This is a genomic window from Pseudomonas kitaguniensis (genome assembly GCF_049199985.1).
Classification (GTDB): Bacteria; Pseudomonadota; Gammaproteobacteria; order Pseudomonadales; family Pseudomonadaceae; genus Aquipseudomonas; species Aquipseudomonas kitaguniensis.
In genome coordinates, this window is record NZ_JBLZPT010000007.1 from 100334 (window position 1) to 115939 (window position 15606).

Genomic DNA, 15606 nt, shown 5'->3' on the forward strand with positions numbered 1-15606 from the left:
CAAGCCCCTCCCACATTTGATCTTCAGTGCAGCGAACAAACCTAGCACAACACAGGCACCGGTTACTCGATGAAAGTAACCACGCCACCCGCCAGCGACTTAACCCGCGCCAGCGATTCAACGCGGTAACCCTGCGCGTCCAACTCCGCACGGCCGCCCTGGAACGACTTCTCGATCACAATCCCCAAGCCCGCCACGGTCGCGCCGGCTTGCTTGATGATCGAAATCAGCGCCTGCGACGCCTTGCCGTTGGCCAGGAAGTCATCAATCACCAGCACGCGGTCGCTGCTGGTCAGGTGGCGCGGGGAAATGGCCACAGTGCTTTCGGTTTTTTTGGTGAACGAATACACGGTCGCCGACAGCAGGTTTTCAGTCAGGGTCAGGGATTGTTGCTTGCGCGCAAAAATCACCGGCACGCCGAGGTTAAGGCCGGTCATGATCGCCGGCGCGATGCCTGAAGCTTCGATGGTGACGATCTTGGTGATGCCCGAGTCCTTGAACAGCGCGGCGAACTCGTCGCCGATCAGTTTCATCAGCGCCGGGTCGATCTGGTGGTTCAAAAAGGCGTCGACCTTGAGAACCTGATCGGAAAGCACGATGCCTTCTTCGCGAATTTTCTTGTGCAGTGCTTCCACGGAAAGCTTCCTCTAATGGCGCGATGCGCGCCGAAAGTAGATTAAAAAGTAGTCGATTTTAGCGCTTTAACATCGCGCGTATATCCGCTAGGGCGGTGTTGCCGCGAACGGCTTTCACCTCGGTCGGGGTGTCGTCATTGCCTTCCCAGGCCAAGTCGTCCGGCGGCAGTTCATCGAGGAACCGGCTGGGCGCGCAATCAATGATTTCGCCGTACTGCTTGCGCTTGGCGGCAAACGTGAAGGCCAGCGTTTGACGCGCGCGGGTAATGCCCACGTAGGCCAGGCGCCGTTCTTCTTCGATGGTGTCGGCTTCGATGCTGGAGCGGTGTGGGAGAATTTCCTCTTCCATGCCCATGATGAACACGTAAGGGAATTCCAGGCCCTTGGACGCATGCAAGGTCATCATCTGCACGCCTTCGGCGCCGTCTTCCTCTTCCTGCTGGCGCTCTAGCATGTCGCGCAGCACCAGCTTGCCAATGGCGTCTTCGACGGTCATCTCGCCGTCTTCGTCTTTTTCCAGGGTGTTCTTCAGCGCTTCAATCAGGAACCAGACGTTGCCCATGCGGTAATCCGCGGCCTTGTCGCTGGAACTGTTGGTGCGCAGCCAGTTTTCATAGTCGATGTCCATGACCATGCTGCGCAGCGCGCTGATCGGGTCTTCGCCGGCGCATTGCTCGCGCACCTTGTCCATGAAGCGTTTAAAGCGCGCCAGGCGATCGGTAAAGCGCGTGTCGAGGTGTTCGCCCAGGCCGATTTCGTCGGTGGCGGCGTACATCGAAATCTTGCGTTCGGTGGCGTAGTTGCCGAGCTTTTCCAGGGTAGTGGAGCCGATTTCCCGGCGCGGCACGTTGATCACGCGCAAGAACGCGTTGTCGTCGTCCGGGTTCACGATCAGTCGGAAGTAGGCCATCAAGTCTTTCACTTCCTGGCGCCCGAAGAAGCTGTTGCCGCCCGACAGGCGATACGGAATCTGATGGTGCTGCAGCTTCAGCTCGATCAGCTTGGCCTGATAGTTACCGCGATACAGAATCGCAAAATCGCTGTAAGGCCGGTCGGTGCGCAGGTGCAAGGTCAACAGTTCGACGGCCACACGCTCAGCTTCGGCGTCTTCGTTGCGGCAGCGGATCACACGGATTTCGTCGCCGTGGCCCATCTCGCTCCACAGTTGCTTTTCGAACTCATGGGGGTTGTTCGAGATCAGCACGTTGGCGCACCGCAGGATGCGGCTGGTGGAGCGATAGTTCTGCTCCAGCATCACCACTTTCAGCGACGGATAATCGACCTTCAGCAACATCAGGTTTTCTGGCCGGGCGCCGCGCCAGGCGTAGATCGACTGGTCGTCGTCGCCGACCACGGTGAACTGGTTGCGCTTGCCGATAAGCATTTTCACCAGCAGGTACTGGCTGGCGTTGGTGTCCTGGTATTCGTCCACCAACAGGTAGCGGACTTTGTTCTGCCATTTTTCGAGGATGTCGGCATGTTCCTCGAACAGTTTTACCGGCAGCAGGATCAGGTCGTCGAAGTCCACCGCATTAAACGCTTTGAGCGTGCGCTGGTAGTGCGTGTAAACGATGGCGGCGGTCTGTTCCTTGGGGTTGCGCGCGTTTTCCAGGGCTTGGGGCGGCAGGATCAACTCGTTTTTCCAGGCGCCGATCATGTTCTTGATCTCATCCACGCCGTCGTCGCCTGCATATTCCTTCTGCATGATGTCGGTCATCAGCGACTTGACATCGGCCTCGTCGAAAATCGAGAAGCCCGGCTTGTAGCCGAGGCGCGCATGCTCCTTGCGGATGATGTTCAGGCCCAGGTTGTGGAAGGTGCACACCGTGAGGCCGCGGCCTTCGCCGCCTTTGAGCAGCGAGCCGACACGCTCTTTCATTTCTCGCGCCGCCTTGTTGGTAAAGGTCATGGCGACGATGTACTGGGCACGGATGCCGCAGTTTTGAATCAGGTGCGCGATCTTGCGGGTGATCACGCTGGTCTTGCCGGAACCGGCACCGGCGAGCACCAATAGAGGGCCGCCGACGTAGTTCACGGCTTCTTGCTGCCGGGGATTGAGTCGGGACATACGGAATTCAGGGAGTCGTTGTTCAAAGGGGCGGGCATTTTAACAGGCTCGCAGAATTGTGCTCTCACAGAACGACAGTGTGACGTACCGCTCGATCTAAATTTGCCGGTTTTGATAGTTTGACGCAGGATGTGTGGGCTTTTTGCGACTAATGCCTACAGCCAGTGTATTTGATAACGCCTATCATTGGTGATTGCCAGGCTGCGCGTCATAATGCCCGCCGCCAACGAAATTTTGCAGAGTCTAGGGAGCTAGCTTGTCTACGCCTGTCGAACCCTTGCGTTTGCTGCTACTGGCCGATGAGCCAGCGTGGGCAGCGTTGTTGCGCGAGTGCCTGGCGCCGATGGGCGATGGGGTTGTGCTGATCAGCGCACCCCACTGGGACTCGGTGAGTCGTTTGTTCGATGACGACCACACGGCCGTGTTATTGACCACGCCCAACCTGCAGCCCGGTGCCGGCCGCTGCAGTTTAGCGTGCGTATTGCTATTGGAGCAGGAACCGCTGGTGGCTCCGCTCGGTGTCAGTGATTGGTTGATCCGCGATGTTCTGAGCGCCGACACCTTGCGCCGCTGCTTGCGCCATGTTCGCGAACGGGGCGTGCTGGAGAACACCTTGCAGCGCCTGGCCGAGCAGGACCCGCTCACCGGCATCGCCAATCGTCAGGGTTTCCAAACCTTGCTGGCGGCGCGCCTGGCCGAGAACGAAGGCCGCGGCTTGGCCCTTGGCCACTTGGACCTCGACAATTTTCGTCACGCCAACGACGCCTTGGGCCACCAGGCTGGCGACCGGCTTATCCTGCAAGTGGTCTCGCGGCTCAAGAGTCAGCTTGAAGCCGGCGACCAGTTGGCCCGCCTGGGCAGTGACGAGTTCGCCCTGTTGATTGATACCCGACGCGCGCCCCAGCGTGCGGAATGGATGGCCGAGCGCATCACGCAAGCCATGGCCGAGCCCTATTGGGTCGACGGCGAAAGCCTGTTGATCGGCTGTAGCCTGGGCGTGGCGCATGCGCGCGCCAGCGCCGGTGCCGACCCGTTGATGTGGCACGCGCATATCGCCATGCAGCAAGCCAAAAGCACGCAAGGCTGCACCTTTCATATCTTCAACGAACGCATCAACCCCAACGCGCGCAGCCTGGCCGATTTGGAAAGCGAGCTGCGCCGCGCGCTGCGCCGTGACGAACTGGAACTGCATTACCAGCCGCGCCTGGACCTGGACGACGGGCATATCGTCGGCCTCGAAGCCTTGGTGCGCTGGCGTCACGGCGAACGCGGCCTGTTGCCACCCTGCGAATTCGTGCCGTTGGCCGAGCAGAGTGGCCTGATCGTGCCGTTGGGCTATTGGGTTATTTCCAGAGCCTTGCGCGACATGCAAGACCTGCGCGAACGCGGCCTGCCGCCTCTGCACATGGCGGTCAACTTGTCGTTTCGGCAATTCCAGGACAGCCAATTGCTCTCCACGCTTAGCCGGCTGATTGCCGAGCGAGGGGTGGATGCGCAGTGGCTCGAATTTGAGCTGACCGAAACCGCCGTGATGCGCCGCAGTGATTTGGTCAAGCAGACCATGGACGCCCTCGGCCGCCTGGGTGTGCGGTTTTCGCTGGATGACTTCGGCACAGGGTTTTCGTCGTTCGTGCACCTCAACAGCCTGCCGATTGCGTTGTTGAAGATCGACAAAAGCTTTGTCGGCGGCATGGAAGAGCGCGAAGAAAACCGCAAGTTGGTGCATGCGATGATCAACCTGGCCCACAACCTCAACCTGGAAGTGGTCGCCGAAGGCGTGGAAACCCCCGAGCAACTGGCGCTTTTGCGTTTGTTTGGTTGCGACCAGGCGCAGGGGTATTTGATCAGCAAGCCGTTGCCGTTGCCGGAGTTGGTGGAGTATTTGACCTTCGGTAAGAGCCAGCAGGCGCTGCTGGGTTGAATTGCGACCCCAATAAAAACTGTGGGGGCGGGTTTGTGTGGTAGCAGGCAATCCAGCTCCCACATTGACCGAGCCCATCCTATTAGTCAGGTTGCATGGTTTGGAATGCAGTGCGAACGTCCGGCTCCTGGCGAATCATGCGCTTCATCTTCGCCTCAAACGCCCACGTCAGGCTGACTGCCGCGCAGGCCAGGCCCAGCGCCAGGCCCCACCACACGCCGGTTGGCCCCCAACCCAAGGTAAAGGCCATCAACCACGCGGCGGGTGCGCCGATGAGCCAGTAACAGCCCAAGCCCACCAGGAAGGTGGTTTTGGCGTCTTTCAGCCCGCGAATGCAGCCCATGGCGATGGTCTGCACGCCGTCGAACAGTTCAAACCAGGCCGCAACGGCCAGCAAGCTCACGGCAAGCACGATGACATCGTGAAAGGCCGGGTCGTTGTGGTCGAGGAACAGCCCGATCAGCGCGTCGGAACACAGCCAAAACACCGCCGCAAACCCCAGCATCACCACCGCGCCAAAGCCTATGCCGACGCGTCCGGCCATGCGTGCCTGAAGCAATTGCCCGGCGCCGTAATGCTGGCCGATGCGCATGGTTATTGCGTAGGACATGCCCGCCGGCACCATGAACGCCACCGAGACAATTTGCAGGGCGATCTGGTGCGCGGCCAATTGCGTACTGCCCATGGTGCCCATGCACAGCGCCGCGAAGGCGAACAACCCGACTTCCACCGCGTAGGTGCCACCAATCGGCAGGCCCAGCCGCCACAGCTCGCGCAAATAGTGCGTATTGAGGCGCAACAGGCCTTTGCCGAGCGGGTAGGCCGCGTAAGCGCGGTCAATGCGGATGTACCACATCAGCGCCAGGGCCATGCAGTTGGCGACAATCGCCGTGACCAGGCCAATGCCCATCAAACCCAGTTTGGGCAGGCCGAACATGCCTTCGATCAGCGCATGGTTGAGCAAGTAGTTGAGCACCGTGCCGCACAGGCTGATCACCATCACCGGTGTGGCCTTGCCGATAGCGCTGGTAAACCCGCGCAACGCCATGAAGGTCAGGTAGCCGGGCAGGGCGAATGGCAAAATCGTCAGAAATTGCCCCGCCGCGTGCACGTTGGTTTCGGTCTGGCCAAACATCAGCAGCACGGGTTTGAGGTTCCACAGCAATAGCGCGGCGCCAATCGCCATCAGCCAGGCCAGCCACAGCCCGGCTTGGGTCAGGCGCGTCGCGGCTTGAATGTCGCCAGCGCCATGACGAATCGCCACCAGCGTGCCAACGGCCGCGATCACGCCGATGCAAAAAATCGCCACGAACGAATAACTCGCCGCGCCCAAGCCGCCGCCCGCCAAGGCTTCGGGGCTCAGGCGGGCCATCATCAGCGTGTCGGTCAGCACCATCAGCATGTGCGCCAACTGTGAGGCAATCAACGGCCCCGACAGCCGCAGAATGGCCCAGAGTTCGGTACGCACCGGATGCTGCATGTTCATCACGCTCAAAAAGTCAGAAGGTTTAGGAAGGCTTGATTCTCGGCGCTCCTGACGCATTACACAAAAGGATAAAAGCGATCGTTCGCATGACTAAAACTCATGCCTGCAGATTCTGGTAGGGTTGGTTATTGCTCTGTCAGGAGGCTTTTATGCCCCGCCGTCTCCCTCCGCTGTATGCCTTGCGCGCCTTCGAGGCCGCGTCACGGCACAACTCGTTCACTCGGGCGGCGGCGGAACTGTCGATCACGCAAAGTGCGGTCAGCCGACATATCCGCACGCTCGAAGAACACTTCGCCTGCCGCCTGTTTCAGCGCAGCGGCCGCAACTTGCAACTCACCGAAGCGGCGCGCTTGCTGTTGCCCGGCGTGCGCGAAGGCTTCGCGGCGCTGGAGCGGGCCTGCGATACCCTGAACACCGAGGACCACATCCTGCGCATGAAGGCGCCGTCGACCCTGACCATGCGCTGGTTGCTGGCGCGGCTCAGTCGCTTCCGTGCCTTGCAACCAGGCAATGAAGTGCAACTCACCAGCGCGTGGATGAGCGTGGATGAAGTGGACTTTAATCAAGAACCGTTCGATTGCGCCGTGCTGCTCAGCTACGGGCATTTCCCGGCGGACTGGGAAGCCTGCTACCTGTTCCCGGAACTGTTGATACCGGTCGGGGCGCCGAACCTGCTCAGTGACGGGCCGTGGGATGCCGCGCGGCTGGCGACTGCCGAATTGTTACACCCGACGCCCGACCGCCGCGATTGGCGCAATTGGCTGCAGCGCATGGGGCTTTCGTCTCATGTGTCGCTCAAGGGCGGGCAGGTGTTCGACACCCTCGAACTGGGCATGATTGCCGCCGCGCGCGGTTACGGCGTGTCCATGGGCGACCTGTTGATGGTGGCCGAAGACGTGGCCCAAGGCAGATTAAGCCTGCCGTGGCCGACCGCCGTGGCAAGTGGCGAGAATTACTACCTGGTGTGGCCAAAAACCCGCCCTGGCGGTGAGCGTTTACGGCGGTTGGCGGAGTTTCTTCAGGGTGAGGTTAACGCCATGGAATTGCCCAGCGTTGATCGTCTGGATTGAACTTTTTCTAATTTCTGGTGTAATCGCATGCGTTATGCCCCCCTGAATCGCTCAAGTATTCCCCGCACCCGCCGAAGCAGGTGTGTTGGAGCAACCATGCGCCAACGTTTTTCACTAGATAATTTGCCGTAATGCTATGAGATCAGGATGATCCTGGCCTCGGCCAGGAGCTGTCATGTCTCAACCCCGCGCTAGGATCGCCTCACAATTAGGTCTCGCACTGGCCGTTATTCTGGCTGTCGTTATCAGCGGCAGTACGGTTTTCGCGCTGCGTTCCCTTGACTCCGCCAACCTCGACATTCGCCAGGAACACTTGGCCAGCGAGGCGCGCTTGCTCGCCGACCAGCTCAATACCTTCCACAGCACCTTGCGCGAGAGTACTCAGCGTTTGAGCGGGCTGTTTGAAAAGCGCTTCGGCGCAGGTTTGAGTGTGCGCGTGGACCAGCCGGTGGCAGTGGCCGGCACACAGACCCCGAGCCTGTTCCTGGGCAGCAACCTGCTGAACAACGATTTCGCTGAGGTCGATGAATTCAAGGAGACCTCCGGCGGCGTGGCCACGGTGTTTGTGCGCAGCGGCGAAGACTTTATTCGCGTGAGCACCTCGTTGACCAAACAGGATGGCAGCCGCGCCATCGGCACCGTCCTCGACCACCAGCACCCGGCTTATCAGCGCCTGCTCGGCGGGCAGAGTTACGTGGGCCGCGCGGTATTGTTCGACCGCTCCTACATGACCCAGTACACGCCGGTACGTGATGCGGCCGGCAAAGTGATCGCGGTGCTGTTTGTCGGCTTCGACTACACCAACGCGCAGAACGTGCAATTCGACAACCTCAAGCGCTTCCGTATCGGCCAGACCGGTTCCCTGGCCCTGTTGGACGAGCAGAAGCGCTGGCTGGTGCCGCCCGCAGGCGTGCAGGCACTCGACCAAGCGATTCCGTTGATGCTCGATTTGGCCAGCAAGCCCGGCGAAGGCCGCTTCTGGAGCGACAAAAACGAAGACTTCTACAGCGTCTCGGTGCCGTTCGAAGGCGGCCCGTGGGCGGTGGTAGCGAGCATGCCGAAATCCGAAATCCGCGAGGTTACCTGGGCCGTCGGTATTCGCCTGGTGATCGGTAGCGTGCTGGCGATGTTGATCGCGGTGGGCGCGGCGGTCTGGTTGCTGCGCAGTAAATTGCAGCCCTTGAGTGACCTCGTGCGCCAAGCCGAAGCCCTCGGCGCCGGTGACTTGAGCGCACGCCTGAATGTGTCCAGCCATGACGAAATCGGCCAACTGGCGCGCAGCTTCAACCAGATGGGCGAAGCGCTGTCGACCATGGTGTCGCATATCCGCACGGCGGCCGAAGAGGTCAACAGCCGTGCCCGGGCGTTGTCCGGTTTGTCCGGCGGCGCGTATGACGGCATGGAGCAGCAGTCCGGTGAAATCACCAGCATGGCGGGCGCGGTAGAAGAGTTCAGCGCCACCTCGCTGAACATCGCCGATAACATGGGCAACACCGAACGGCTGGCGCAGGAAAACGCACAGCAAACCCGTATTGGCCGTACCTCGATGCAAGAGGCGTCATCGTCTCTGGAACATATCGCTGCCGCATTGAACAGCACCGCCACAGTGATCAACACCCTCGGCCAGCGCTCGCAGGAAATTGGCGGGATTGTTGGCGTGATCACCTCCATTGCCGAACAGACCAACCTGTTGGCGCTCAACGCGGCCATCGAAGCCGCGCGCGCCGGCGAGCAAGGCCGCGGCTTTGCGGTGGTCGCCGACGAGGTGCGTAACCTGGCCTCGCGCACCCGCCAGGCCACCGACGAAATCTCGGTGATGATCCAAAGCATCCAGCAAGAAACCGGCAACGCCATCAGCACCATGGAGCAAGGCAAAGTGCTGATGCAGGAAGGCTTGTCGCGCAACGCCGACGTGGCTTCAGCGTTGGCGCGTATCGACGAGCAAAGCCGCTCGGCCGGGGAGCAATTTGCCGCCATCACCACCGCGACTCAAGAGCAGAGCAGCACCGCGAACGTGCTCAGTAGCAACCTGCAAAGCATTGCGCTGGCCAACAGCGAGCAGCGTGAAGTGGTGTCGAACCTGGCGATTACCGCCAAGGAATTGGAAACCCTGGCGGCCGGGCTGCGCCAGGAAGTCGACCGCTTCCGCTGAGATTGACCGCAGCGCTTATTTGCAATTCGCGCTGCTGGACACTTCCTTGGTCGCCAGCTTCAGCGCATTCGCCAACTCTTTCGCGTTGCTGCTGGCGTAGGTGCGCCCGCCGGTGTTTTCGGCGATGCAGCGCGAGGCGCCGCCCACCCCAATGTTGACCACGTTGACCCGCAGGCGCGGCTGTTGCTGCGCGATCCGGCGTGACACCGCGCAGGCATCGCGCTGGCAGCCGTCCTCGCCGTCAACAAACATCACAATCATCGCATCACGATTGCGCCCGTCCACGGTGCTGGCGGCTTTTTCCAGGCTGGCAGCCAACGGCGTGCCGTCGTTGCCGATCAGCCGGCGAATGCCGGACATCAGGCGCGGACGATCACCCAGCCGAAAAACCCCGTGGTCCGGCGTGCTTTCGCAACCGTTGAAGGTAATCAGGCGCATATCAATTTTCGGGTCCAGCGCCTGGATCATGCCATTCAGCGAATCGGCGGCCACGTCCATGCGGTTTGGCGGCTGGAAGATCTGCCGTTTACGGGGTGAGTCGCGGTATTGATTGGCTGGGTCGCCGAAGAACCAGTCCTCGTCGGCCTTCACCGCGTTGATGTTCAACATCATCGAGCCGGACGTGTCGAGCACCACCACGAACTGCGGCGTTTCGACGGCCGGGCCGTCCTTGCGGCAGGCGTAGTTGTCCAGTGAAGGCGGTTGCGCAGGTTTGGCCACCGGCACCGGTTTAGGCGGCGGCACCGGCTTGGGCGGCGGCGCAGGTTCAGGCTCTGGTTCAGGCTCAGGTTCTGGCGCAGGCTCCACCACGGGTGCAGGCTCGGGCTCAGGTTCGGGCGTGGCCACAGGCGCGGGTTCGACGATAGGCGTCGGGGCCACCGGTTCAACCACCGCCACAGGGCGCCAGAACCACCAGGCCCACAGCGCGAGCAGCAGCAGTAACAACAGCAACAAACCGAGCAGCAGCGCAGCCAGGCGCCAGCCTTTGGAGGTGGCGACGGCGGCGGCTACCGGCGCGACCGCCGCTGGCGCAATCACCGGCGGCGGCAGCACTTTGGGCGGCCGTGGCGTGTGCCAGCGAATCACCAGCGGCTCGCCGTTGAGGCTGTAAAGATCGCTCAGGGTTGGATCGCCAATCAGCGCCTCCAGCGCGTGGGCGTCGCTTGGCTGATCGCGTTTTTTCAACGCGTCTACAAGCTGGCTGATCGCGTCCTGGCGTTGCTGGTAGGTTTGCAGCAAACGTCGCTGGCTGTCTGTGTCCAGGTCGGCGTAAGGCGTAGGCTGGCCGCCGAGCTCAGTCCACCACTCGACTGCGTCATCGGCGCCCGTGCGCGGGATCGCAAATAGACTGGCAGCCACCGGCGGAAGGTGTTTCTGGATCAGCGAGAGGGTGTTTTGCAGCGCGCTGGTTCCGTCCGGGAAGGCTTGCGTGTCCCTGATGACCCGTTGCATGAAGGCAACTCCTGAAAATGAAGCAGGCACCTCGCAAGGTGCCTGCAAAGTGGCAAAACCTGCGTTTTACTCTTCGTAGCCGAGGCTGAACTGCAGTTGGTTGACCTTTTTCTGCAAGGTTTTCAGCTGTTCCTGCTTGGCCGCCAATTGCTTGGGCGTGGCTGAACCACTCGGCGCTTGCGCCTGGTTGGCCTGCAATTGCTGCTCAAGGCCAGCGATTTGCTTTTGCACATCGCCCTGGTTGGCGCGGCGTTTTTTCAGCGTGCCAAGCAATTGCGCCAGCGACTGGTTCAACTGCGCCTGCGCCTGCTCTTGGGTGGCGAGGTCACGGCGGCTGTTGGCTTGCTGCGCCTGAATATTTTGGTACACCTGATGGAACATCGCGTTCTCTTCACGCGAGGCGGTCAGGGCGGCTTCTTTTTGCTTGATCTGGTCGCTGTAGCCGCCGGAGTAATCGCAATTCATTTTGGTCAGCATGCTGCTGTCACGGTTGCCCGCGTCGCAGCTGCCAGGCGGTGTGGCACAGCCTGCGAGTGCCAGAATGCCTGCCAGCCCGAGCGCGTATTTAACAGTCTTCATCGTGAAGTTCTCAGCCCAGGGTGATTGCGGAACGTTGGTTGTAAAGCCCGTCGACTTCTTTTTGCAGCGCAGCGACTTTCTGGTTCATTTTTGCAATGCTCGCGTCCACTTGCTCGACCTGCGCGCCAGCACCGTCCTGGCGCTCCTGTTGGGCAACCTTGGCGTACTCGGTGGCTTTGCTGCGCATGTTGGTCAGGTCTTTGCGCATGCGCGCGATGTTGTTGTCGATCTCGGCCAGGTCGGTTTTGGCCTTGGCCGTGTTGAGTTTTTTAACAGCCATGGCCTGCTTGATCTGGGCGATGCGCGTTTGGTCATCGTTGATCACTTGCTGTGCGGTCGCTGTACGCGCGATGACATTCTGGGTGTCGAGTTGCACGTCATTGTTCATCTTGGTCAGGCGCTGGCCGGTGTTGGAGTATTCGCTGCGGCGCTGGTCCAGGTAATAGTTGGCGCCCATGGCCACACCACACGTAGCGATGCCGGCCGCTATCGCGCACACGGCTTTGTTGCTGCTGTTGGACAGCGCGCAACTGAGGATGCCGATACCCGCGCCCACGGCGCAGGCCTGATAGCCGGACTTGCTGAAAAACTGCGCGTCAGTGCCTTGTGTCAGGCGCGGGTCGGTCTTGCCGCCGTCGAGCATTGAACTGCCGGTGCTCGCACAACCGCCCAGCAACAGGCTACCCGTGAGGATAACGGCGATCTGTAGCTTGAAACGAGTCCAGAGGCTGCGTGACATGGTGTTGCTCCTGATAACGGTGTTGGCCATTTGTTATTGAGTGACGGATTTGCAGCTTTTCAGCCAGGCTTCAGTGTCGATCTTCTGTTTTTGCAGGAAGGTCTTCTGGTTGGCCCAGTGGGTGCGCAGGTACGGTTTAAGTTCTTGCAGTTGTTTGTTGCGCGAGATGATTTCTTCCATCACCGGCACCTGTGCTTCGAGCAGTGGCTGGCCATACAAGGTGCCCGATTCCACCAGGCTGCTGGCGTAGTAACGGCTGAGCTTGTGCAGGCGGTCTTTCTGTTCGTCGAGCTTGCCTTTGCGCATGTCGCAACTGGCGTCCTTGTCGGCGGCTTCGCAATTGAGCGCGTAGTTCTTTTGCAGAAAGTCCACGTACTGGCCGTCATCGAGCATTTTGGTGCACAGGAAGGCACCGAGGTTGAGGCTGGCGCGAATCGCCTGGTCGCGGGTTTCTTCCTGCTGCTGGTTGCTGGCGCGCAACTGGTTTTCCAGCGCCTGGAGTTTTTCCTTGAGGGCTTTGTCTTCGACGCCCGAGGCCAATGTGCTCAGGGCCTGTGCGGTGCCCGGCGCTTCTGAGGCGCCCGCAGCGCTGCCGTTGCCGAGTTTCTTCCAGCTACTTTCGATGCTCGCTACGCGTTCGCGCGAGGTCAGTGTTGGCGACACCAGCGCCAGACGCAGCCCGGTAGTTTTGTTTTTCACCTGGCCGTCGGCGTTGTAATACGGCTCTTCCTTGCGCTGCGCGGTGCGCAGGTCGGCCTGGGCGGTCAGGTAGTTGCCGCCACGCACCACGTAGCCGCCCGCTTGGCCGTGTTGACGATCGAGTTTGTTCAGGCGAAACGGCTCGAATATCATTTCGTCGGCGTTGCCGAGCATGTCGTGCAGGCCCAGCGGGTTGGGCTTTTGCAGCCCGCTCAGTTGCAGCTTGCCGTTGGACGACTGCGCACCGGCAAACCACTCGTAGGCGTTCAGCCCGTCCGGCATCGGGTAGCGGCTGTCGCGAAATTCTGCGGCGCCGACTTCCAGGCCACCGCGCGCGGCGAACTCCCATTCAGTCTCGGTGGGCAGGCGCAGGAAGCCCAGCGTGCCGTCTTCCTTGGGCAACTTGTCGGCGGCGTTTTTGCGCAGCCACAGGTTGTACTTATCCGCGGCCTCGACCGCCTGCACCCAACTGATCGAGACCTGCGGCAAGCGCATTTTGGTCGACGCGGTGGGGCAGGTCGCTTCGGTGAGGGCCGCGTATTGCAGCTCGCTCATTTCGTACTTGGCCAGCAGGTAATAGCGCGACTTGTCGCCTTTGGCTGCGGTAAAACTGCCGGCAATGAACGCCGGGCGCGTTTGCTCGACGTAACCGTATTCCGCGCCGTCCTGGCCAATGTTGATCGGGTAATCGTCGAGCGGCCCCGCGAGTGGAATGAACACCTTGCGAAACACCATCGAGCCGTCGCACGGCATCGGCAGCACCACGTCGTTATCCGCCGGCATCGGGTTGTAGTATTTCTCGTCCCAACCCGCGGCCGAGGCCTCCAGCGCACAGCCCAGGCTGAGGCTCAGGGGCAATAGCCAGGCAATACGTTTATAGCTCACGCAAACTCTCCGCAGGTTCGATACTGATCGCGCGCACGGCGCCGATAACGGCCACCAGCCCCGCGACCAAAAAGGTCAACAACAGGGCCGCAAGGCCATGCCCGATAGTGATGTGACACACAAACGTGCCAGTCGCCTGGCTGCTGCCCAGCAAGTGGTCGAACAGTTGGCTGCCAATGAAATAAAACAGCAGCCCGCCGAGGTAGCCGGCCAGGCTGAGCAACAACGCTTGCAGCACCACGAAGCCTGCCACCGCCGGGCGGTTGAACCCCAGCAGGCGCAGCACCGCGAGGCTCTTGCGTTTGCGGTCGATGTTGGCCAGGAACGCGCCGACCATCGACGCCACGCAGCCGATCAACGCCGCCAGGGCGATCACGCTGAAGATCAGCCCCAGTACGTGGTTGATGGCTTTGACGTTATCGATGTCGGCCAGCCGGCTCGACGTTTCTATCCGTTGCTCATTCAGCCAGCGCTCCAGCGGCGCAACGTGGTCGATGTCGCGGGCATACACGCGGGCGCGCGCATACAGCGGTGGCAGCGCACCCAGCGGTTTGCCGGTGTCGACACCAAAGGCGCTGACCTGGTAACCGTCGCGAAAATGTTCGAGGCTCAGCAGCAGCGCTGGCGCCACAAAACCTGCGGCACGCCCGAAGCGCGCGCCATCAAGCACTGCCAACACGCTGAGGTTCAGCTCACCACGCTCGCTGCGCCCGTCAAGCCGGCGCTCGGCGCGTAGCCGCACGCTGTCGCCGGCCTTGACCTGCAGGCGTTGCGCCGCGCGGTCGCTGAGAATCACTTGCTGGCCGCTGGGCGCAAGCGAGCCCGCGCCCAGTTGTGGGTCGCCCGCGTCGGTGGGGATTATCTCGGCGCCCTCGACAAACCGCTGCATGCCCACAAACAGATCGGCCTGAGTGTTCAGCGTGCGGGTTTGGCCAATCGCAAAGCCGGTTTCCGGGCGCTGCTGCAGGGCCGTGATCCAGGCGCTGTCATAGTTGCCACTGCTGAGCATTTTGATTTCGAGGTTGCGCGGGTCGCGCAGCAGTTCGTCCTGCAACTGGCTGACCACGCCATGCTTGAGGCCGAACAGCAACAGCAACGGCGCGATCACCGCCACTAAAGAGGCGGCGATGCACAGCGAGACCTTGCGGTCGTGCCAGAGGTCTTCCAGGGCCAGCTTGCCGAGCAATTTTAGCCGGTCAATCCATCGGTTCAAACCGCGTCTCTCCCTGACGGCTGACTGCGCCCAAGCGCGGCAAGCCAAAGTCTTTCAGCAGCGCCCAGTCATGCGACACCACCAGTGCGCTCAAGCCAAGGTTTGCCACCAAACTCAACAGCAATTCAAACAAACGCCGCGCACTGTGTGGGTCGAGTGCGGCGGTGGGTTCGTCGGCCAGCAACAATTGCGGTTCATGCGCGATTGCGCGCACGCAGGCGACGCGCTGCCGCTCACCGATCGACAATGCCTGTGGGCGTTTGTCGAGCAGCCCGCCCAAGCGCAACACCTCGACCGCATGCTCGATGTGCGCACTGTGCAGCGGCATGCCGAGCATCTGGCGCGGCAGGCTGATGTTGTCACGCACACTGAGAAACGGCAGCAAGCCGCCGCTCTGCAAAATGAACCCTAAATGCCGCGACCGCACAGCGGCCAGCGCCGGTTGATCGTTGTGTGCAAGCAATTGGGCTATATCCAGCGGTGGCTCACTCGGCGCGCGCGGGCTTAGCTGAAAGCGCCCGAGTTCTACTGGCGCCAGCAGCAGGCCGAGGGCTTCGAGCAAGGTGCTCTTGCCGCAGCCGCTCTCGCCGGTTATCGCGAGAATTTCCCCGGCGCCGACCTGCAAGCGCGGCAGACGCACCTGATGCGCTTGCGCACCGTCGCCTCGGCGCACCAGCAGGTTGTCGATCTCAAGAATGGGCATGGGC

12 protein-coding genes are annotated in these 15606 nt (G+C 61.3%); 3 read left to right on the forward strand and 9 right to left on the reverse strand.

Translation table 11 applies throughout. From position 1 onward, the window contains the following. Positions 1–62: 62 nt before the first annotated feature. Both ACOZK9_RS11930 and rep read right to left on the reverse strand, forming a co-directional pair. Positions 63–635, reverse strand: a complete 573-nt coding sequence (locus ACOZK9_RS11930; protein ID WP_003195447.1) for a xanthine phosphoribosyltransferase — start codon at positions 633–635, stop codon at positions 63–65. A 58-nt stretch (positions 636–693) separates the two neighbouring features. Continuing rightward, entirely contained in the window at positions 694–2703 is a 2010-nt protein-coding gene (gene rep / locus ACOZK9_RS11935) for a DNA helicase Rep (RefSeq protein WP_058413831.1), read from the reverse strand. Positions 2704–2959: 256 nt separating this feature from the next. Between rep and ACOZK9_RS11940 the strand changes: the two genes are divergently transcribed. Next, positions 2960–4624: a putative bifunctional diguanylate cyclase/phosphodiesterase gene (locus tag ACOZK9_RS11940; RefSeq protein ID WP_421555895.1), complete on the forward strand. Its 1665-nt coding sequence runs from the start codon at positions 2960–2962 to the stop codon at positions 4622–4624. A gap of 82 nt (positions 4625–4706) precedes the next feature. On the opposite strand, the gene ACOZK9_RS11945 is transcribed toward ACOZK9_RS11940, so the two are convergent. Beyond that, on the reverse strand, positions 4707–6110 hold the full coding sequence (locus ACOZK9_RS11945) for a NorM family multidrug efflux MATE transporter (protein ID WP_122251801.1): 1404 nt from the start codon (positions 6108–6110) through the stop codon (positions 4707–4709). Positions 6111–6259: 149 nt separating this feature from the next. Here ACOZK9_RS11945 and ACOZK9_RS11950 point away from each other — a divergent pair, with 149 nt between their 5' ends. Both ACOZK9_RS11950 and ACOZK9_RS11955 read left to right on the forward strand, forming a co-directional pair. After that, positions 6260–7180 carry a LysR substrate-binding domain-containing protein gene (locus ACOZK9_RS11950; RefSeq protein ID WP_421555896.1) on the forward strand — a complete coding sequence of 307 codons (921 nt, stop codon included), beginning with the start codon at positions 6260–6262 and terminating at the stop codon, positions 7178–7180. A 175-nt stretch (positions 7181–7355) separates the two neighbouring features. After that, a complete protein-coding gene (locus tag ACOZK9_RS11955; RefSeq protein WP_421555897.1) occupies positions 7356–9332 on the forward strand; it encodes a methyl-accepting chemotaxis protein in 1977 nt (658 codons plus the stop codon). A gap of 15 nt (positions 9333–9347) precedes the next feature. Here the strand turns inward: ACOZK9_RS11955 and ACOZK9_RS11960 are convergent, their stop codons facing one another. The 6 genes from ACOZK9_RS11960 to ACOZK9_RS11985 all read right to left on the reverse strand — a co-directional run bounded on the left by ACOZK9_RS11960 (position 9348) and on the right by ACOZK9_RS11985 (position 15596). Further along, entirely contained in the window at positions 9348–10784 is a 1437-nt protein-coding gene (locus ACOZK9_RS11960) for a vWA domain-containing protein (RefSeq protein WP_421555898.1), read from the reverse strand. 66 nt (positions 10785–10850) lie between these two features. Further along, entirely contained in the window at positions 10851–11363 is a 513-nt protein-coding gene (locus ACOZK9_RS11965) for a hypothetical protein (RefSeq protein WP_099234985.1), read from the reverse strand. A 10-nt stretch (positions 11364–11373) separates the two neighbouring features. Then, positions 11374–12102 carry a hypothetical protein gene (locus ACOZK9_RS11970; RefSeq protein ID WP_058413824.1) on the reverse strand — a complete coding sequence of 243 codons (729 nt, stop codon included), beginning with the start codon at positions 12100–12102 and terminating at the stop codon, positions 11374–11376. A gap of 33 nt (positions 12103–12135) precedes the next feature. Further along, the gene (locus ACOZK9_RS11975) at positions 12136–13686 is read right to left on the reverse strand and encodes an SUMF1/EgtB/PvdO family nonheme iron enzyme (protein ID WP_421555899.1); all 1551 of its coding nucleotides are present in this window, start codon (positions 13684–13686) and stop codon (positions 12136–12138) included. Then, a complete protein-coding gene (locus ACOZK9_RS11980; RefSeq protein ID WP_152746154.1) occupies positions 13676–14899 on the reverse strand; it encodes an ABC transporter permease in 1224 nt (407 codons plus the stop codon). Before ACOZK9_RS11980 ends, ACOZK9_RS11975 begins: the two co-directional genes overlap by 11 nt. Continuing rightward, on the reverse strand, positions 14883–15596 hold the full coding sequence (locus ACOZK9_RS11985) for an ABC transporter ATP-binding protein (protein WP_421555931.1): 714 nt from the start codon (positions 15594–15596) through the stop codon (positions 14883–14885). Before ACOZK9_RS11985 ends, ACOZK9_RS11980 begins: the two co-directional genes overlap by 17 nt. Positions 15597–15606: the final 10 nt, after the last annotated feature.

Excerpts from the sequence above, each read along its gene's own strand:
- rep (WP_058413831.1), bottom strand. The coding sequence starts at position 2,703 with ATGTCCCGACTCAATCCCCGGCAGCAAGAAGCCGTGAACTACGTCGGC.
- ACOZK9_RS11945 (WP_122251801.1), bottom strand. The coding sequence starts at position 6,110 with ATGAACATGCAGCATCCGGTGCGTACCGAACTCTGGGCCATTCTGCGG.
- ACOZK9_RS11950 (WP_421555896.1), top strand. The coding sequence starts at position 6,260 with ATGCCCCGCCGTCTCCCTCCGCTGTATGCCTTGCGCGCCTTCGAGGCC.
- ACOZK9_RS11955 (WP_421555897.1), top strand. The coding sequence starts at position 7,356 with ATGTCTCAACCCCGCGCTAGGATCGCCTCACAATTAGGTCTCGCACTG.
- ACOZK9_RS11960 (WP_421555898.1), bottom strand. The coding sequence starts at position 10,784 with ATGCAACGGGTCATCAGGGACACGCAAGCCTTCCCGGACGGAACCAGC.
- ACOZK9_RS11965 (WP_099234985.1), bottom strand. The coding sequence starts at position 11,363 with ATGAAGACTGTTAAATACGCGCTCGGGCTGGCAGGCATTCTGGCACTC.
- ACOZK9_RS11970 (WP_058413824.1), bottom strand. The coding sequence starts at position 12,102 with ATGTCACGCAGCCTCTGGACTCGTTTCAAGCTACAGATCGCCGTTATC.